Below are 15,629 nucleotides of genomic sequence, written 5' to 3'. Positions count from 1 at the left end.
CGACGCAAATCCGAACTCGTCCGAATGACCATTCGGCAACGTCCGCGCCGAATCTGCGCTATACCTGTTGCGGGTGGATGTGTCTGGGTAGCATGCGAGCTGCTGTTATGAAATGAATTCTTTTCACAAGGAGCCCGCTCATGCGTCCCGTCCTCCGCGCCAGCGTCCTCACCCTGGGCATCGCCGCCGCCGCTCTCTCCGCCGCGACCGCCTCCGCCGAAATCCCCCTCGTCGACGCCCCCTCGGCGGACGTCTCGGTCACCCCCGGCACCACCAACCCCGCCCCGATCGCCAGCGACGACTACGCCATGTGCTCCAAGTCCTCCGGCTCCGCAGGTCACTTCCTCGCCTGCATGTAGCAGAACCGCGGCACCCTCGACCGTGGGAACGGTCCACACCGAGCCCACATCGAGCGGATTCGCCTACCCGCCCGTAGGTTCTACGTGCCCCGCTTGAATCGCCTGTGCACCAGCCGATCCGGCAAACCCGCGAATCCGCACGGATTCGACCGACCGGCTGAGTGCTATCGATGAGATCACGATGGCCGCTCTGCGACACGATCTGATCAGGCGGAGAGGGTGAGTGCGGTTGTCGCCGCTGCGGCGTAGCGATCGCAGACGATATCGATCAGGAGCGGATGAGCGCCGATTACTTCGGCGTGTGGCAGCTGAGTGGCGGCGGCGGAGAGTCGGTCGGTGAGGAGGCCGGGGGCCAGGAACCACGGGGCCACCAGGATCTGGTCCGCGCCGCGTGCGCGCAGGCGGGATTGTGCTTCGGTGATGCTGGGTTCGGTTGTGGCGAAGCAGATTTCGGTATCCCAGCCGGTGAGGGCCGTAAGGTCGCGCGCTACCTGTCCGGTGCGTGCGTTCGCTGTCGCGGAGGACGATCCCACTGCTGCCACGGCAATGCCTACGCGTCCCACGGGATCGGTGCCGAGCCGATCCAGGGCACGGTCGCGCAGGGCGGTGATCAATCGTGGGTCCGGGCCCAGCACGTCGGCTTGGGTCAGGCGTAGGCGGGGATGGCGGCTGCGGGCGGCCGCGAGCATTCCGGGGAGATCCACTCGGGCGTGGAATGCTTTGCCGAGCAGGAGGGGGACCACTACCGCGTGTGAATGGCCTTCGGCGGCAATGGCGTCCACGACCTGGTCGACCGAGGGGGCGTTCAGATCCAGGAAGGCCAGGCGTACATCCACGTCGGGGCGGGCCGCCGCGAGTTGTTCGACGACGGCGTACATGGTGGCCGCGGAGCGCGGGTCGCGGCTACCGTGCGCGACAGCGATCAGGGCCGGGCGCATCCCGCTGGTCCTGATCAGGCCGAGCGACCGCGTGCTCGCCGAAGATGTTGCTCCGCTGGAGGTTTCCGCTGTCGCGGGGAGCGCGGCGGCATCGAGCGAGGTCACGCTTGCCGATCCCGGCCGAATCGTGGTGTGGCGGAGGGGGACCGGGAGCGGCGCGGTCGAGAACGCGCCGCTGCCGGGCGAACTCATGTCAGGCTCCGGCTTCCGTGCCGACCTCGACCTTGGTCAGGGCGTCGCCGACCAGGCCCGCGGCGAGGGTGTTGCCGCCCGCCGGGTCGATGAGCAGGAAGCTGCCGGTGTAGCGGTTGACGCTGTAGTCGTCGGCCGCGATCGGGTCGGCGACCCGGATCGAGATGCGGCCGATATCGTTGAGCGCCAGCGTTTCCGGGGCCGGATCCGCGGACAGGTGCTGTTCGTCGAAGCGCTCGATGAGCGCGCCGACGATGGCCTGCGTGGTGCGGGTGCCGTGCTTGAGCAGCAGCCGGGCGCCGGGGCGCAGCGGCTTGTCGCCGAGCCAGCAGACCGTCGCGTCGAAGGATTCGATCGGCTCGGGGGCGTCATGGGCGGCCACGATGGTGTCACCGCGCGAGACGTCGACATCATTGGCCAGCACCAGGGTTACGCTGCGACCCGGCTGTGCGGAGGCGAGCTCACCGTTGGGGGTGTCGATGCGCTCGACGGTGGTGCGGGTGCCGGACGGCAGCACCACGACCTCATCGCCCTTGCGCACGGTGCCCGCCGCGACCTGACCCGCATAACCGCGGTAATCCGGGTATTCGGCTGTGCGGGGCCGGATCACGTACTGCACGGGGAACCGCAGACCCACCTCGTGGCGAGTGCTGTCGGCATCCACCGGCACCGATTCCAGATGCTCGATGAGCGAGGGCCCGGTGTAGTACGGCGTCTTGTCCGACCGCGAGGCGACATTGTCACCGTGCAGCGCGGACACCGGAATCTCCACCACATCCTCGGCCGCCCAGCCCAATTTGGCTGTCAGCTCCGAGAATTCGGCGACGATGCGCGCGAACACCCCGGCCGGATCATCGACCAGGTCGATCTTGTTCACGGCCAGCACCAGCTTCGGCACACCCAGCAGCGCCATCACCGCGGCATGCCGCCGAGTCTGCTCGATAACACCCTTGCGGGCGTCCACCAGCAGAATCACCAGCTGCGCGGTCGACGCCCCGGACACCGTGTTCCGCGTGTACTGCACATGCCCCGGGGTATCGGCGAGCACGAAAGACCGTGCGGGCGTGGCGAAGTAGCGATACGCCACATCGATGGTGATGCCCTGCTCGCGCTCGGCGCGCAGGCCGTCAACGAGCAGCGACAGGTCCGGCGTCGCCAGCCCCTTGTCGACCGAGGCGCGGGTGACCGCGTCGATCTGGTCCGCCAGCACCGATTTCGTGTCGTACAGCAACCGTCCGACCAGGGTGGACTTGCCGTCGTCGACACTGCCGGCGGTGGCCAGTCTGAGTAGGTCGGACATCAGAAGTAACCCTCTCGCTTGCGATCTTCCATGGCGGCCTCGGAGACGCGATCGTCGCCGCGGGTCGCGCCGCGTTCGGTGAGCCGGGAGGCGGCGACCTCGGCGAGAATCGCCGCATTGTCGGCCGCATCGGAAATGATTGCGCCGGTGGTGGATCCGTCGCCGACGGTGCGGTAGCGCACCGACTTCACCGACAGCTCTTCACCTTCGGCCGGGCCGCCCCAGACGCCGGGCGTCATCCACATGCCGTCGCGCTGGTACACCGGGCGCTCATGCGCGTAGTAGATGTTCGCCAGCTCCACGTTCTCGCGGGCGATATAGCGCCAGATATCCAGCTCGGTCCAGTTGGAGATCGGGAACACGCGGACGTGCTCGCCCGGAGCGTGCCTGCCGTTGTACAGGTTCCACAGTTCGGGCCGCTGTCGCTTGGGATCCCAGCGCCCGAACGCGTCGCGCAGCGAGAAGATGCGCTCCTTGGCGCGCGAACGCTCCTCATCGCGGCGGCCGCCGCCGAAGACCGCGTCGAAACGGTTCTCGTTGATGGCGTCCAGCAGCGGTACGGTCTGCAGCGGATTGCGAATGCCGTCCGGCCGCTCGGTGAGCCGCCCGTCCGCGAGGTACTCCTCGACGGACGCGACATGCAAACGCAGCCCGTACTTCTCGACCACGTGATCGCGGAATTCGAGGACCTCGGGCAGATTGTGCCCGGTGTCCACGTGCAGCAGCGCGAACGGCAGCTTGGCGGGCCAGAAGGCCTTGAGCGCCAGGTGCAGCAGGACGGTGGAGTCCTTACCGCCGGAGAACAGGATCACCGGCCGTTCGAACTCGCCCGCGACCTCGCGGAAGATGTGGATGGACTCGGACTCCAGCGCGGCAAGAGTGTCGAATTCCGTCTCTGTTGAAGTCATGAGGCGTGCAACCCGCATTCGGTCTTGGCGAGGCCGGCCCAGCGGCCGCTTCGCGGATCGGATCCCGGTTCCGGCTTCCGTGTGCACGGAGCGCAACCGATGGACGGATATCCCTCTTCCACAAGGGGATTGACGAGGATGCCATTGGCTTCGATGTACGCGGCCATCTCTTCGTCGGACCAGGCGGCGATCGGATTGATCTTCACCAGGCCGAAGCCCTCGTCATAGGAGATCAGGGGCGCGTTGGCGCGGGTGGGGGCTTCGACGCGGCGGATGCCGGTGACCCACGCGTTGTACGGCGCCAGCGACTTCGTCAACGGCACCACCTTGCGCAGGCGGCAGCATTCGGCGGCGTCACGGGCGAATAGATCCTTGCCGAGCAGCTGATCCTGTTCGGCAACAGTGTTTTCCGGCTGCACATTGACGATGTTCACGCCGTACACCAGTTCCACGGCGTCCCGCGTGCCGATGGTCTCGGCGAAGTGGTAGCCGGTATCGAGGAACAGCACGTCCACGCCGGGTCGCACCTGCGAGGCCAGCTGCACCAGCACCGCGTCCTGCATATTGGACGCGACAATGTAATTGGAGCCGAAGGTCTTCTCGGTCCACTGCAGCAGATCCTGCGCGGTGGCGTTCGGGCCCAGGTCCTGATTGCCCTGCTCCGCGAGCGCGCGCAGGTCTGCTTCGGCGAGTTTCGTTGTGGTCATTGCTGTTTCCTCCAACTACCGCAGGTCTGCCTCTTCGGCGCGGACAGCCCACACCGCGAAACGCTCACCCTCGTCACGGTTCTTGACGAAGTTGCGTACGACGCGCTCGATGTAATCGCCGAGCTCGGTGCTGGTCACCTTGTGCTGGCGCAGTTTCCGGCCGAAGCCGCTGTCGAGTCCGAGGCTGCCTCCGAGGTGAACCTGGAAGCCCTCGATCTGATTCCCTTCACCGTCGTCGACGAGCATGCCCTTGAAGCCGATATCGGCGATCTGCGAACGACCGCAGGAGTTGGGGCAGCCGTTGATGTTCACCGTGATGGGCACATCGAGGTCGGCGTTGATATCGGCGAGGCGGGTCTCCAGCTCGGGAGCCAGCACCTGGGACCGCTTGCGGGTTTCGGTGAAGGACAGCTTGCAGAACTCGATACCGCTGCACGCCAGCAGGTTTCGCCGCCAATGCGACGGACGCCCGTGCAGGCCGAGCGGCTTCAGCTCATCGATGAGCCATTCGACCTTGTCGTCGGGGACGTCCAGGACGATCAGCTTCTGGTACGGGGTGAACCGAATCCGGTCCGAGCCGATGGATTCCACCGCGTCGGCGACCTTCTGCAGGATGGTGCCCGAGACGCGACCGGCGATGGGGGAGAAACCGATGGCGTTCAAGCCATTACGCAGCTTCTGCACACCGATGTGATCGATCGGGCGCTCCGGCTGCTTCGGCGCGGGACCGTCGATCAGCTTGCGCTTCAGATACTCGGTCTCGAGCACCTCGCGGAACTTCTCCACGCCCCAGTCCTTGACCAGGAACTTGATCCGCGCCTTGGTGCGCAGGCGACGGTAGCCGTAATCGCGGTACAGCGAGACGACCGCTTCCCATACATCCGGCACCTCGTCCAGCGGCACCCACGCGCCCAGGCGCTGCGCCAGCATCGGATTGGTGGACAGGCCGCCGCCGACCCAAAGGTCAAGTCCCGGACCGTGTTCGGGATGTTCGACACCGACGAACGCGATGTCGTTGATCTCGTGCACCACATCCTGCTGGCCCGAGATGGCGGTCTTGAACTTGCGCGGCAGGTTGGAGTATTCCTTCTTGCCGATGTACCGCTTGACGATCTCGTCGATGGCGGGCGTCGGATCGAGCACCTCACCGAACGATTCACCGGCCAGCGGGGAGCCGAGCACCACGCGCGGGCAGTCGCCGCACGCCTCGGTGGTCTGCAGGCCGACCTCTTCGAGCCGCCGCCAGATCTCCGGCACGTTCTCGATCTCGATCCAGTGGTACTGCACGTTCTCGCGATCGGACAGATCCGCGGTATCGCGGCCGAACTCGGTGGAAATCTGTCCGAGCGTGCGCAATTGGCGCACATTGAGCGCGCCGGCGTCGCAGCGCACCCGCATCATGAAGTACTCGGCCTCGAGCAGATCGATGTTCTCATCACCGGTGAAGGTGCCGTCGTAGCCCTGTTCGCGCTGGGTGTACAGACCCCACCAGCGCATGCGGCCGCGCAGATCGCTCTTGTCGATGGAGGCGAAACCCTGCTTCGAGTAGATGTTCTCGATGCGCGCGCGCACGTTGAGCGGGTTGTCGTCCTTCTTGCTCTGCTCGTTCGCGTTCAGCGGCTCGCGATAGCCGAGCGCCCACTGTCCCTCCGACTTGCGCCGCACCGGCTTACCGGTGCGCTCACGCGGCGCGACGGGCGCGTCCGAGCGGGGGCGGTCCGGTCGGACGCGGCGTTCGGCGGCGGGCCGTTCGGGGCGTGCGGGACGAGCGGATTCGGAACTGTCGGCGTCGGTGCTCGACGTCATGGGGTCGCTCCTGAAGGTCTTGCGGGCAGGCGAGAGGGGCTGACTCACGCCTCCGATATCAGCGAACCGGTGAGTTCGACGCCGCAGAATTGGCGTCGATCCGGGAAAGGGGGGAGCCGATCTACCGGAGGCTTCCGGCCAGACAGCTCGCGCTGCAGACACGCTTGAAGTCGACGTGGCGCCGGGCCACGAGTCGCACTCCAAGTTCCGTCATGGAGCTTATTGTGCCATGTCAGATGGGTTGTTCCGACCGCCCGCCGATATTTTCCGGACTTTAGAGGGAAATCCCCTGGTAAGCGCACCCGGTTTGTGACAACAGTCATAGATCACCGCGTTATCGATCTTGGACAGTTGACCTTCACCGCACTCGAGGTTCGAAACTGGACCCATGAGCACCGTAGAACTCGACACCGCGGCCGAGACCGCAGCCATCCACGCCGTCGTCGCCCAGGTCGCCGCGGCACAGCGCGCCGAGGACGCCGACGCCTTCCTCGCCCTCTTCCACCCCGACGCCATCTGGACCACCGGCCACGGCAAATTCCTCAACGGGCGCGACGAGATCTCCACCTTCACCCGCGCGGTGCTCCCCGGCGCGACCAAGGACGGCTATGCCACCTACGAACCGTTCTTCATCCGCTTCATCCGCCCCGATGTCGCCGTGGTCAAGGTTCGTCAGCAGTACCTGACCCACAATGACGAACTCGTCTCCGAAGGCACACCGCTCTACGGCATGACCAAGGAGGACGGCCGCTGGCTGCTCACCTTCTGCCAGAACACCCCGGTCGTCACGGACTGAGCCTCAGCCCGGCTGCTCGACCGCCTCCAGCGCGAGCAGCCAATCCGGGCGGAGGATGAAACCCGAAGGCAGATACTCGGATTCGATATCGATCCGCAGTCCGAGATCACTCGCCCAGCAGGCCAGCGCCAGCAACGGCAGCGAGAACACGCCTTCGGGATCATGCCGCCAGATGTCGGTGTCGAAGAACGACCGATGCATGCGCAGACCATTGCCGAGCTCCCACAGGAAGCCATCGGCATCACCGTCGGCGAACCGGGCGAACACCTCGATAGCCGGCCGCAGCAACCCGTTCACGGAGTCCTGCGCCCCCACCCGGCTGGTGGTGTCCAGTGCCCGCGCCCGCTCACCGACCGCTTCCGGCCCGAACTTCCAGGCATCCTGGAGAATCCGCGCCCACTCGTACTGGAACTCGTCGAAGGAGTTCCCGCCGGTCTCCCGCAACCGCTCGATCGGATACGCCACGATCTCGTTCATGGCATCGGGGTCGCGTGCGATCAGCGCCCAGAAGAACGCCGCCCGCCACCCGGTGACCCGATCATGGTTATCGAATCCGGACTCGATTCCCCCGGCCCGGAATCGATCGGTAATCGTCTCGACCGCCATCTTCGCGTACCGCCACGTCATCTCCTGCGTCGCGTGCGGATCCCAGATCAGCGTGCGCGCCAACAACTCTCCGCCGAACGACCGCGCGAAATTCGGGCCGTCGGGCCGAACCGCGGGCATCGGCACGTGATAGACGATCGGCGCCACCGATCCGGCATCCACAATCGCGAGCTCCGCCACATCGATCGCATGCCGAGGGATCACATCACCCGGCCGCTTGTCGTCATCCCACATAGATCCCCCCTGTTCGCGGATGTGCGGGGACAGCATGTCAGTCGGTGCTCGGTAGCGCCTGCCGGGAGAAACAGCGGGTTGCGTCATCCGTGGTGCACACGGGCTGGATTCGCGTGAGTGCGGTGAGCGGATGGCGGTCGCATCGTGGCCTCTCGCCATCCGGTGCCCGGGCGCGTGCGGTGTGAGCTGGGCTACCGGTCACACTGGAGGGGTGAATTCCGTCGGTGTCGCCCCAACCGTTTCCGCAGATCAGCCTTCGCTGGAGCTGCGGGACTTCGGGGGCGGGCCGTTCGGGATCTATATCCATGTGCCGTTCTGCGCGACGCGGTGCGGGTACTGCGATTTCAATACCTATACGGCGGGGGAACTGGGGACTTCGGCGTCGCCGCAATCCTGGTTCGAGGCGCTGCGAGGGGAATTGGCAACTGCGGCTGAGCAATTCGCGGCCTTCCCGAGTGCGACGCCGCCGGTGGAGACGATCTTCGTTGGCGGGGGTACGCCCTCGCTGCTCGGCGGGGATGGGCTCGCGAATGTGCTGACCGCTATTCGGGACAACTTCACGCTCGCGCCGGGGGCCGAGGTGACCACCGAGTCGAATCCGGAATCGACCTCGCCGGAGTTCTTCGCCAGGCTCTTGGACGGGGGCTTCACCAGAATCTCCCTGGGCATGCAGTCCGCGGCCGCGCATGTGCTGAAGGTGCTGGACCGCACGCACACTCCGGGGCGAGCTGTCGCCGCCGCTCAGGAGGCGCGGGCGGCCGGGTTCGAGCACGTCAATCTGGATTTGATCTATGGCACGCCGGGGGAGACGGACGCCGATCTCGATGCCAGCTTGGACGCGGTGCTCACCGCCGGGGTCGATCACGTCTCCGCCTACTCGCTGATTGTCGAGGACGGCACCGCGCTGGCTCGTCGTGTGCGCCGCGGTGAACTGCCCGCACCCGATGACGATGTGCTCGCCGCTCGCTACGAACGCATCGATTCGCGCCTCGAAGCCGCCGGACTGGGCTGGTACGAGGTCTCCAACTGGGCCGCGAACGATGCCGCGCGCTGCCGCCACAACCTCGGCTACTGGGATGGCGGCGATTGGCTCGGCGCGGGTCCGGGTGCGCACAGCCATGTCGGCGGCGTGCGCTGGTGGAATGTGAAACACCCTGCGCGCTATGCGGATCGGGTCGCGCTCGGCGGCCTGCCCGCGGCCGGATGGGAGCAGCTCACCGACTCCGAGCGCTATACCGAGCGGGTCATGCTCACCGCGCGCCTGCGCGCCGGATTGCCGCTGGGCGATCTGGATGCCGATGGTGCGGCGGCGGCACAGCGCGTGGTGGCGGACGGTCTGGCCGAACTGCACGCCGATCGGCTGGTGCTTACCGATCGTGGTCGCCTGCTGGCCGATGCCGTCGTCCGCACCCTGCTCACTTGATCGGCACGCGGCTCATTCGACTGTCGCGTTGCTCATTCGCGGGGCAGGCCCATCGCGCGCTCTGCGCTCCGGTGCACCGGGCTCGCCGGGATCGCCGAACCTGGTCGCTGCCTCGCCCGTCCTCCGGTGATCCCGTTTATTCGGCCACGAGCGGTCGGATGCGGGATTACCCTGGCCTCTATCAGTACGTTCGACGAGGACATCATTCCCTTTCAAGTCGAGGTCACGCAGGCACAGCTGCGTGATCTCCGGCAGCGCTTGAGTCAAACCCGGTGGCCCGCACAGATTCCCGGCACCGGCTGGGCGCGCGGGGTGCCGGGTGACTATCTGCGCGAGCTCGCCGAGTACTGGGCGCAGCGGTTCGACTGGCAGGCGTGGGAGAAGCGGCTCAATTCCTATCCGCAGTACACGACGGTCATCGATGGTGCGCGAATTCACTTCCTGCACATACGATCTCATCGCACGGGTGCGACGCCGATGATCATGTTGCACGGCTGGCCCGGTTCGGTGCTGGAATTCCTGGACGTGATCGAACCGCTCAGCGATCCCGAGGACGGCAGTCCCGCATTCGATCTGATCATCCCCTCGCACCCGAATTTCGGATTCTCCGGTCCCACAACCGATTCCGGCTGGGACAGCATCCGCACCGCGCGCGCCTACGCCGAACTCATGCGCCGCCTGGGCTATCCGCGCTACGCCGTGCAGGGCGGCGACTACGGCGCGTTCATCGGCCCCGATCTGGGCCGCATCGATGCCGATCGCGTGCTCGGCGTCCATGTCAACGCCGCCACCTGGGGTTTCATGCCGCACGGTCAGGTGCCCGATGACGACGCCGCCACCCTCACCGAGCTGGAGCGCGAAAAGCTCACGCTCATAGGCGAATTCCTCACCGACGGTAGCGGCTACTACCAGATCCAGGGCACCCGCCCGCACACCCTCGGCTTCGCGTTGGCGGATTCCCCTGCAGGCCAACTGGCTTGGATCGTGGAGAAGTTCCACGCCTGGACCGGATCCCGCGGCGCCCTGGAAGACCGCATCGACCGCGACCACATGCTCGCCGACGTCTCCATCTACTGGTTCACCAACACCGGCAGCTCCTCGGCCCAAATGTATTACGAATCCCTGCATTCCCCGCAGCACCCCACCCACTCCCGCGTCCCCACCGGCGTGGCCAATTTCGCCGGCGACCCGGCCATCCGCCGCTATGCCGAGCAGCTCAACAACATCGTGCGCTGGACCGAGTTCGACACCGGCGGCCATTTCGCGGCCATGCAGACCCCGGACCTGCTTGTTTCGGATATTCGCGCATTCTTCGCGGGACTGCGTTAGCGCGCGGACCGATCGAGAATGTGATGGGCGTTACATTCCTCTCGGTTTGAAATCCGCCTATTTCAAACCAGGGCCGCAATAGCATCGTGTACAACCGGCTATCGAGGTCGGTTGTCGCACAGCTGTTTTCGTGAGGGATCGATGAAACGCGCCATAGCCACCGGACTACTCGCCACCGCCGCCATTGCCGTATCGGCAGCGCCCGCCCAGGCCGAGGGCCCGGCCACGATCGGCAGCGTGGGCACCGGCAGCACCGAGACCATCCACTGTGACGACGGCACGCGAGTCCAGTTCCTGGGCACCGGTTCGGCCGTCCTCGATCTGGGAGCGAACGTGCTCGGTCTGCTCTACGACGGGGCGACCGGAACCGGGAGTACCGACAATTCGAGTCAGGTGCCCTGCAATACGACTCGAAGGGGACTGGACGCCCTGCTGACGAGTCTCTACCGATCCGGTTCCGCGGGCTGACCCACACCCCGGCGTTCCGTCCCGCCCCCGGATCGCGCTGAGGTCGCGCAGGTAATTTGCCGATCGGCAACTAAACTGGAGCGCGACTATCAGGGAATCATCCGCGCACTGCCCACGGCAGCGGTCACGGTGAACCCGAACGCGAGCGAGGAGGTGGGGCTGAATGTCGACCACGGAGCAACGGCGGCTCGAGGTCCTGCGGGCGATCGTCGCGGACTACATTTCGACCAAGGAGCCGATCGGCTCGAAAACGCTGGTGGAACGGCACAATCTGGGTGTCTCCAGTGCGACCGTCCGCAATGACATGGCGGTGCTCGAGGCCGAGGGGTACATCACCCAGCCGCACACCAGCTCGGGGCGGATACCGACCGATAAGGGCTATCGGCAGTTCGTCGATCACATCTCCGAGGTGAAGCCGCTCTCGAATGCCGAGCGCCGGGCCATCATGGAATTCCTGGAGAGCGGTGTCGATCTCGATGACGTGCTGCGCCGCGGTGTCCGGTTACTCGCGCAGCTGACCCGTCAGGTCGCCATGGTGCAGTACCCGACCGTGAGCGCCTCCACCGTCCGGCATATCGAAGTCGTGGCGCTCAATCCGGCCCGGCTGCTGCTGGTGGTCATCACCGATTCCGGTCGCGTCGATCAGCGTCTGGTGGATCTGGGCAATATCGTCGGCGATGACGATCTGGGCGCACTGCGCGCCATGCTCGGCAAGGCCATGGAGGGCAAGCGCCTGGCCTCCGCGTCCGCCTCGGTCGCCGAACTCCCCGAGCACTCCACCGGCAAGCTGCGCGATGTGCTCATCCGAGTCTCCACGGTGCTGGTGGAAACCCTCGTCGAACATCCCGAGGAGCGCCTGGTGCTGGGCGGCACCGCGAACCTCACCCGCAATGCCGGGGACTTCGCCGGGAACGGATTCCCGGGCTCCCTGCGTTCAGTCCTCGAGGCCCTGGAAGAACAGGTCATCGTGCTGAAGTTGCTGGCCGCCTCACAGCAGCCGGGTACCGTGACCGTGCAGATCGGGGAGGAGACCAAGGTCGAACAGATGCGTGGAACGGCGGTGGTGTCCACCGGATACGGGATGCCCGGTACCGTTCTTGGCGGCATGGGGGTGCTGGGCCCGACGCGTATGGACTATCCGGGGACCATCGCCTCGGTAGCGGCCGTGGCCCGGTACATCGGTGAGGTGCTCGCCGAACGGTGAGCAACCAGCGAGACGAAACAGGACTAGAGAGCACAAGTGGCACGGGACTATTACGCACTGCTCGGCGTCGCACGCAACGCGACCGACCAGGAGATCAAGCGCGCCTATCGGAAGCTGGCGCGTGAACTGCATCCCGACGTCAACCCGGAACCGGAGGCGCAGGAGCGCTTCCGCGAGGTGTCGACGGCCTACGAGGTACTGACCGATGCGGAGAAGCGGCGCATCGTCGACCTCGGCGGTGACCCGATGGAATCCGGCGGCGGCGCCGGCGGCGGATTCTCCGGTGCGGGCTTCGGCGGTCTGGGTGATGTGTTCGAGGCCTTCTTCGGCGGGATGAACACGTCCAACCCGCGCAAGCCGCGCGGCCGGGTGCAGCCCGGCGCGGATTCGCTGCTGCGCACCCGGCTCTCGCTACAGGAGTGCGCGGTCGGTGTCACCAAACACCTGACCGTCGACACCGCCATCCTCTGCGATGTGTGCGTGGGTTCGGGCACCAACGGCAACTCCAAGCCGGTGCGCTGCGAAACCTGCGGTGGCGCGGGCGAAGTGCAGACCGTGCAGCGGTCGTTCCTGGGTCAGGTCATGACCTCGCGGCCGTGCCCCACCTGCCGTGGCGCGGGCGAGACCATTCCGGACCCCTGCCGCAAGTGCGGTGGCGACGGTCGCGTGCGTTCGCGCCGCGAGATCGCCGCGCCGATTCCGGCGGGTGTGGCCAGCGGTATGCGCGTGCGCCTGGCCGCACAGGGTGAGGTCGGCCCGGGTGGCGGTCCCGCCGGTGACCTCTACGTCGAGATCGTGGAGCAGCCGCACGACACCTTCGTGCGCGACAGCGATGATCTGCACTGCACCATTCGCGTGCCCATGGTGGACGCGACGCTGGGCACCACGGTCGTCATCGACACCATCCTGGACGGCCCGGTCGAGCTCACCATTCCCGCGGGCACCCAGCCCGGCGAGGTCTCGGTGCTGCGCGGCCACGGTATGCCCAAGCTGCGCGCCAACTCCCGCGGTGATCTGATCGCGCACCTGGACATCGTCATCCCCACCAAGATGGACTCCAAGCAGCAGGAACTGTTGCGCAAGTACAAGGGCATGCGACCCAATGAGCGCACCGAGGTGCTCTCCACGCAGTCCGAGCACAACAGCGGTCTGTTCGCCCGCCTGCGCGCCTCCTTCAGCGGACGCTGATCCCTTGGCCGCCACCGTCTTCTACCTCGACGACATCCCGGAACCGGGTGCCACGGCCGTGCTGGACGGCCCGGAAGGCCGCCACGCCGCGACCGTCCGCCGCATCCGCGTCGGAGAGCCCATCACGCTCTCCGACGGCAACGGGCTGCTCGCCGACTCCGAAGTGGTTGCGGCCGAAAAGGATCGCCTCGAACTGAAGGTGCTGGACCGCCGGGTCGCCGCACCGGCGACCCCGCAGGTCACGGTCGTCCAGGCGCTGCCCAAATCGGAACGCTCCGAACTGGCGGTCGAACTCATGACCGAGGCGGGGGCCGACGCCATCGTCCCCTGGCAGGCCATTCGCTGCGTCTCCAAATGGGAGAACAAGGCGCACAAAGCCGTCGAGAAATGGCGCACCGCGGCCAAACAGGCCGCCCGCCAATCCCGCCGCCCCTATATCCCCGATGTAGCCGACCTGCACCACACCCGCGACCTGTTGAACCTGGTGCGCGAAGCCAAATCCCACGGCGCGATCGTCGCGACCCTGCACGAATCCGGCGCGGGCCGCTTCACCGATCTGCCGTTCGACGGCGTCCCCGAGGTCGTCCTCATCGTCGGTCCCGAAGGCGGCCTGGACGATTCGGAGCTGACGGCCCTCGCCGACGCGGGCGCGGACATAGTTCTGCTCGGTCCCACCGTGCTGCGCACGTCCACCGCCGCGGCCGTGGCTCTCGGCGCATTGGGCGCACTGACCCCGCGCTGGTAACGCGCACCCCGGCCGAGCCGACCCGGTCATTGAGTTCGCACCGGATGCTGTGTTCGAGGCCATCATTGCCGCCCCGATATCGAGTGCGCTACGAAGACCGCATGGAATCGGTTGCGGTCACCGGTGATTCGATCGGCGCGGGTCGCGAGCGCATCGTCAGCGTGCCGATCAGACCCGCTGCGAGCGCGACCAGTGCCGCGACGTACCCCGCCAGTCCGGGCCAGCCGAAGCGGCCGAAGACCAGCCCGCCCAGTCCACCGGCGATGGAGCTGCCCAGGTAGTAGGCGCACATGTACAGGGCGGACGCCGCCGCGCGATTGCCGTTGGCCGCCGCGCCGACCCAGCTGCTGGCGGCGGCGTGGATGGCGAAAAAGCCTGCGGTGCAGAGCAGTACGCCGAAGAGGATGACCGGCAAGAGGTCTGGCAGGGTCAGTAGCAGCCCGATGATCATGCCGAGCAGCCCCAGCCCCATGACGCGGGATCGACCGAGTCGCGCCGTCATCCGGCCGGAGGCGGCGGCGGTGGCCGTACCCGCGAGATACAGCACGAACACCAAACCCACTGTGGCAGCAGATAACCCGAATGGTTCGCGGGTGAGTCGGTAGCCGAGGAAGTTGTACAGCGAGACGAAACCGCCCATCATCACGAACGCCAGACCGTACAGCGGCAGCAGGGTGCGATCCCGCAGGTGTGCCGCGAAACCGGCGGCGACAGTGCGTATTTGGAGCGGCTGAGGGGTGAATCGGCGCGATTGCGGCAGCATTCGCACGAAGATCCCGGCACATACCGCCGCTGCGATGGCGATCGTTGCCGCGCCCCAGCGCCACGATCCGACTTCCAAGGTGAACGCCGGGATGAGCCGCCCCGTCAATCCGCCCAGGCTGGTCCCTGCGACGTAGACGCCCATGGCCGCCCCCAGTCCGGCCGCCCCGATCTCCTCGGCCAGATACCCCATGGCCACGGCGGGCACCCCGGCCAGCGCCACACCCTGTATCGCCCGCCCGGCCAGCAGCACGTCCAGCGTCGGGCTGAACGGCAGCAACAGCCCGATGACGCTGGCCGCCACGGCCGATCCGATCATCACGCGGGTGCGCCCGACTCGATCGGACAGGACACTCATCGGCACGATCGCCAATGCCAGCAGCCCGGTGGTCAAGCGATACCGCCAGCGCCGCACGCGCCGGAGTCGCCCCGAACGCGATCGACAGGCTCGGCAGCAGCGCCTGCGCGCTGTACATCGAAGCGAAGGTGGTCAGCCCGGCGGCGAAGAGCGCGACCGTGATTCGACGCTCATGCACCGCGATGTCATCGGAATCGAGCACGGTGGCGGTCATCATCCGAGCATGAGCGCGCCCCGATTCCAAAGGAAATGCATAATCAAGTCCTAGTTCATGCACCTGCGGTATTAGTACAGCTACTCGGAGGG

Annotated in this window: 15 protein-coding genes; 8 read left to right on the top strand and 7 right to left on the bottom strand. The window is 66.6% G+C overall.

The window, feature by feature from the left end; genetic code table 11:
- The first annotated feature begins 140 nt into the window (after window positions 1-140).
- Entirely contained in the window at window positions 141-359 is a 219-nt protein-coding gene (locus ACFC4D_RS34985) for a hypothetical protein (RefSeq protein ID WP_364638575.1), read from the top strand.
- 206 nt (window positions 360-565) lie between these two features.
- Here ACFC4D_RS34985 and ACFC4D_RS34980 read toward each other — a convergent pair whose 3' ends face one another.
- The 5 genes from ACFC4D_RS34980 to ACFC4D_RS34960 form a co-directional block, all read right to left on the bottom strand.
- On the bottom strand, window positions 566-1,297 hold the full coding sequence (locus ACFC4D_RS34980) for a sirohydrochlorin chelatase (protein WP_376069799.1): 732 nt from the start codon (window positions 1,295-1,297) through the stop codon (window positions 566-568).
- 193 nt (window positions 1,298-1,490) lie between these two features.
- Complete coding sequence (locus tag ACFC4D_RS34975) at window positions 1,491-2,789, bottom strand: sulfate adenylyltransferase subunit 1 (RefSeq protein ID WP_376069668.1); 1,299 nt, start codon at window positions 2,787-2,789, stop codon at window positions 1,491-1,493.
- A complete protein-coding gene (gene cysD, locus ACFC4D_RS34970) occupies window positions 2,789-3,715 on the bottom strand; it encodes a sulfate adenylyltransferase subunit CysD (protein WP_375968480.1) in 927 nt (308 codons plus the stop codon). Before cysD ends, ACFC4D_RS34975 begins: the two co-directional genes overlap by 1 nt.
- A complete protein-coding gene (locus tag ACFC4D_RS34965; RefSeq protein WP_376069666.1) occupies window positions 3,694-4,404 on the bottom strand; it encodes a phosphoadenylyl-sulfate reductase in 711 nt (236 codons plus the stop codon). The genes cysD and ACFC4D_RS34965 overlap by 22 nt, the downstream gene beginning before the upstream one ends.
- Before the next feature lie 15 nt (window positions 4,405-4,419).
- Window positions 4,420-6,210, bottom strand: coding sequence for a nitrite/sulfite reductase (locus tag ACFC4D_RS34960; protein ID WP_376069663.1), 1,791 nt, complete (start codon window positions 6,208-6,210; stop codon window positions 4,420-4,422).
- 388 nt (window positions 6,211-6,598) lie between these two features.
- On the opposite strand from ACFC4D_RS34960, the gene ACFC4D_RS34955 reads away from it, so the two are divergent.
- A complete protein-coding gene (locus ACFC4D_RS34955; RefSeq protein ID WP_375968478.1) occupies window positions 6,599-7,006 on the top strand; it encodes an SgcJ/EcaC family oxidoreductase in 408 nt (135 codons plus the stop codon).
- Between the two features lie 3 nt (window positions 7,007-7,009).
- On the opposite strand, the gene ACFC4D_RS34950 is transcribed toward ACFC4D_RS34955, so the two are convergent.
- Window positions 7,010-7,846, bottom strand: coding sequence for an immunity 49 family protein (locus ACFC4D_RS34950; RefSeq protein ID WP_376069661.1), 837 nt, complete (start codon window positions 7,844-7,846; stop codon window positions 7,010-7,012).
- Window positions 7,847-8,057: 211 nt separating this feature from the next.
- Here ACFC4D_RS34950 and hemW point away from each other — a divergent pair, with 211 nt between their 5' ends.
- The 6 genes from hemW to ACFC4D_RS34920 all read left to right on the top strand — a co-directional run bounded on the left by hemW (window position 8,058) and on the right by ACFC4D_RS34920 (window position 14,203).
- Entirely contained in the window at window positions 8,058-9,269 is a 1,212-nt protein-coding gene (gene hemW, locus ACFC4D_RS34945; RefSeq protein WP_376069658.1) for a radical SAM family heme chaperone HemW, read from the top strand.
- 129 nt (window positions 9,270-9,398) lie between these two features.
- On the top strand, window positions 9,399-10,598 hold the full coding sequence (locus ACFC4D_RS34940) for an epoxide hydrolase family protein (protein ID WP_376069796.1): 1,200 nt from the start codon (window positions 9,399-9,401) through the stop codon (window positions 10,596-10,598).
- Between the two features lie 141 nt (window positions 10,599-10,739).
- Window positions 10,740-11,066 carry a hypothetical protein gene (locus tag ACFC4D_RS34935; protein WP_376069655.1) on the top strand — a complete coding sequence of 109 codons (327 nt, stop codon included), beginning with the start codon at window positions 10,740-10,742 and terminating at the stop codon, window positions 11,064-11,066.
- Between the two features lie 163 nt (window positions 11,067-11,229).
- A complete protein-coding gene (gene hrcA, locus ACFC4D_RS34930) occupies window positions 11,230-12,270 on the top strand; it encodes a heat-inducible transcriptional repressor HrcA (RefSeq protein WP_375968474.1) in 1,041 nt (346 codons plus the stop codon).
- 36 nt (window positions 12,271-12,306) lie between these two features.
- On the top strand, window positions 12,307-13,458 hold the full coding sequence (gene dnaJ, locus ACFC4D_RS34925) for a molecular chaperone DnaJ (protein WP_375968473.1): 1,152 nt from the start codon (window positions 12,307-12,309) through the stop codon (window positions 13,456-13,458).
- 4 nt (window positions 13,459-13,462) lie between these two features.
- Window positions 13,463-14,203, top strand: a complete 741-nt coding sequence (locus ACFC4D_RS34920; RefSeq protein WP_376069652.1) for a 16S rRNA (uracil(1498)-N(3))-methyltransferase — start codon at window positions 13,463-13,465, stop codon at window positions 14,201-14,203.
- Between the two features lie 88 nt (window positions 14,204-14,291).
- Here ACFC4D_RS34920 and ACFC4D_RS34915 read toward each other — a convergent pair whose 3' ends face one another.
- Entirely contained in the window at window positions 14,292-15,359 is a 1,068-nt protein-coding gene (locus ACFC4D_RS34915; protein ID WP_376069649.1) for an MFS transporter, read from the bottom strand.
- Window positions 15,360-15,629: the final 270 nt, after the last annotated feature.

This window comes from Nocardia sp. NPDC056000, from assembly GCF_042269265.1.
Classification (GTDB): Bacteria; Actinomycetota; Actinomycetes; order Mycobacteriales; family Mycobacteriaceae; genus Nocardia.
The sequence above is the reverse complement of the archived record's forward strand: the minus strand, read 5'-3'. Positions and strand labels throughout refer to the sequence as shown.

Bases quoted from the DNA above. Each gene is read 5' to 3' on its own strand.
- ACFC4D_RS34985 (WP_364638575.1), top strand. From the start codon at position 141: ATGCGTCCCGTCCTCCGCGCCAGCGTCCTCACCCTGGGCATCGCCGCC.
- ACFC4D_RS34980 (WP_376069799.1), bottom strand. From the start codon at position 1,297: ATGCGCCCGGCCCTGATCGCTGTCGCGCACGGTAGCCGCGACCCGCGC.
- ACFC4D_RS34975 (WP_376069668.1), bottom strand. From the start codon at position 2,789: ATGTCCGACCTACTCAGACTGGCCACCGCCGGCAGTGTCGACGACGGC.
- cysD (WP_375968480.1), bottom strand. From the start codon at position 3,715: ATGCGGGTTGCACGCCTCATGACTTCAACAGAGACGGAATTCGACACT.
- ACFC4D_RS34965 (WP_376069666.1), bottom strand. From the start codon at position 4,404: ATGACCACAACGAAACTCGCCGAAGCAGACCTGCGCGCGCTCGCGGAG.
- ACFC4D_RS34960 (WP_376069663.1), bottom strand. From the start codon at position 6,210: ATGACGTCGAGCACCGACGCCGACAGTTCCGAATCCGCTCGTCCCGCA.
- ACFC4D_RS34955 (WP_375968478.1), top strand. From the start codon at position 6,599: ATGAGCACCGTAGAACTCGACACCGCGGCCGAGACCGCAGCCATCCAC.
- ACFC4D_RS34950 (WP_376069661.1), bottom strand. From the start codon at position 7,846: ATGTGGGATGACGACAAGCGGCCGGGTGATGTGATCCCTCGGCATGCG.
- ACFC4D_RS34935 (WP_376069655.1), top strand. From the start codon at position 10,740: ATGAAACGCGCCATAGCCACCGGACTACTCGCCACCGCCGCCATTGCC.
- hrcA (WP_375968474.1), top strand. From the start codon at position 11,230: ATGTCGACCACGGAGCAACGGCGGCTCGAGGTCCTGCGGGCGATCGTC.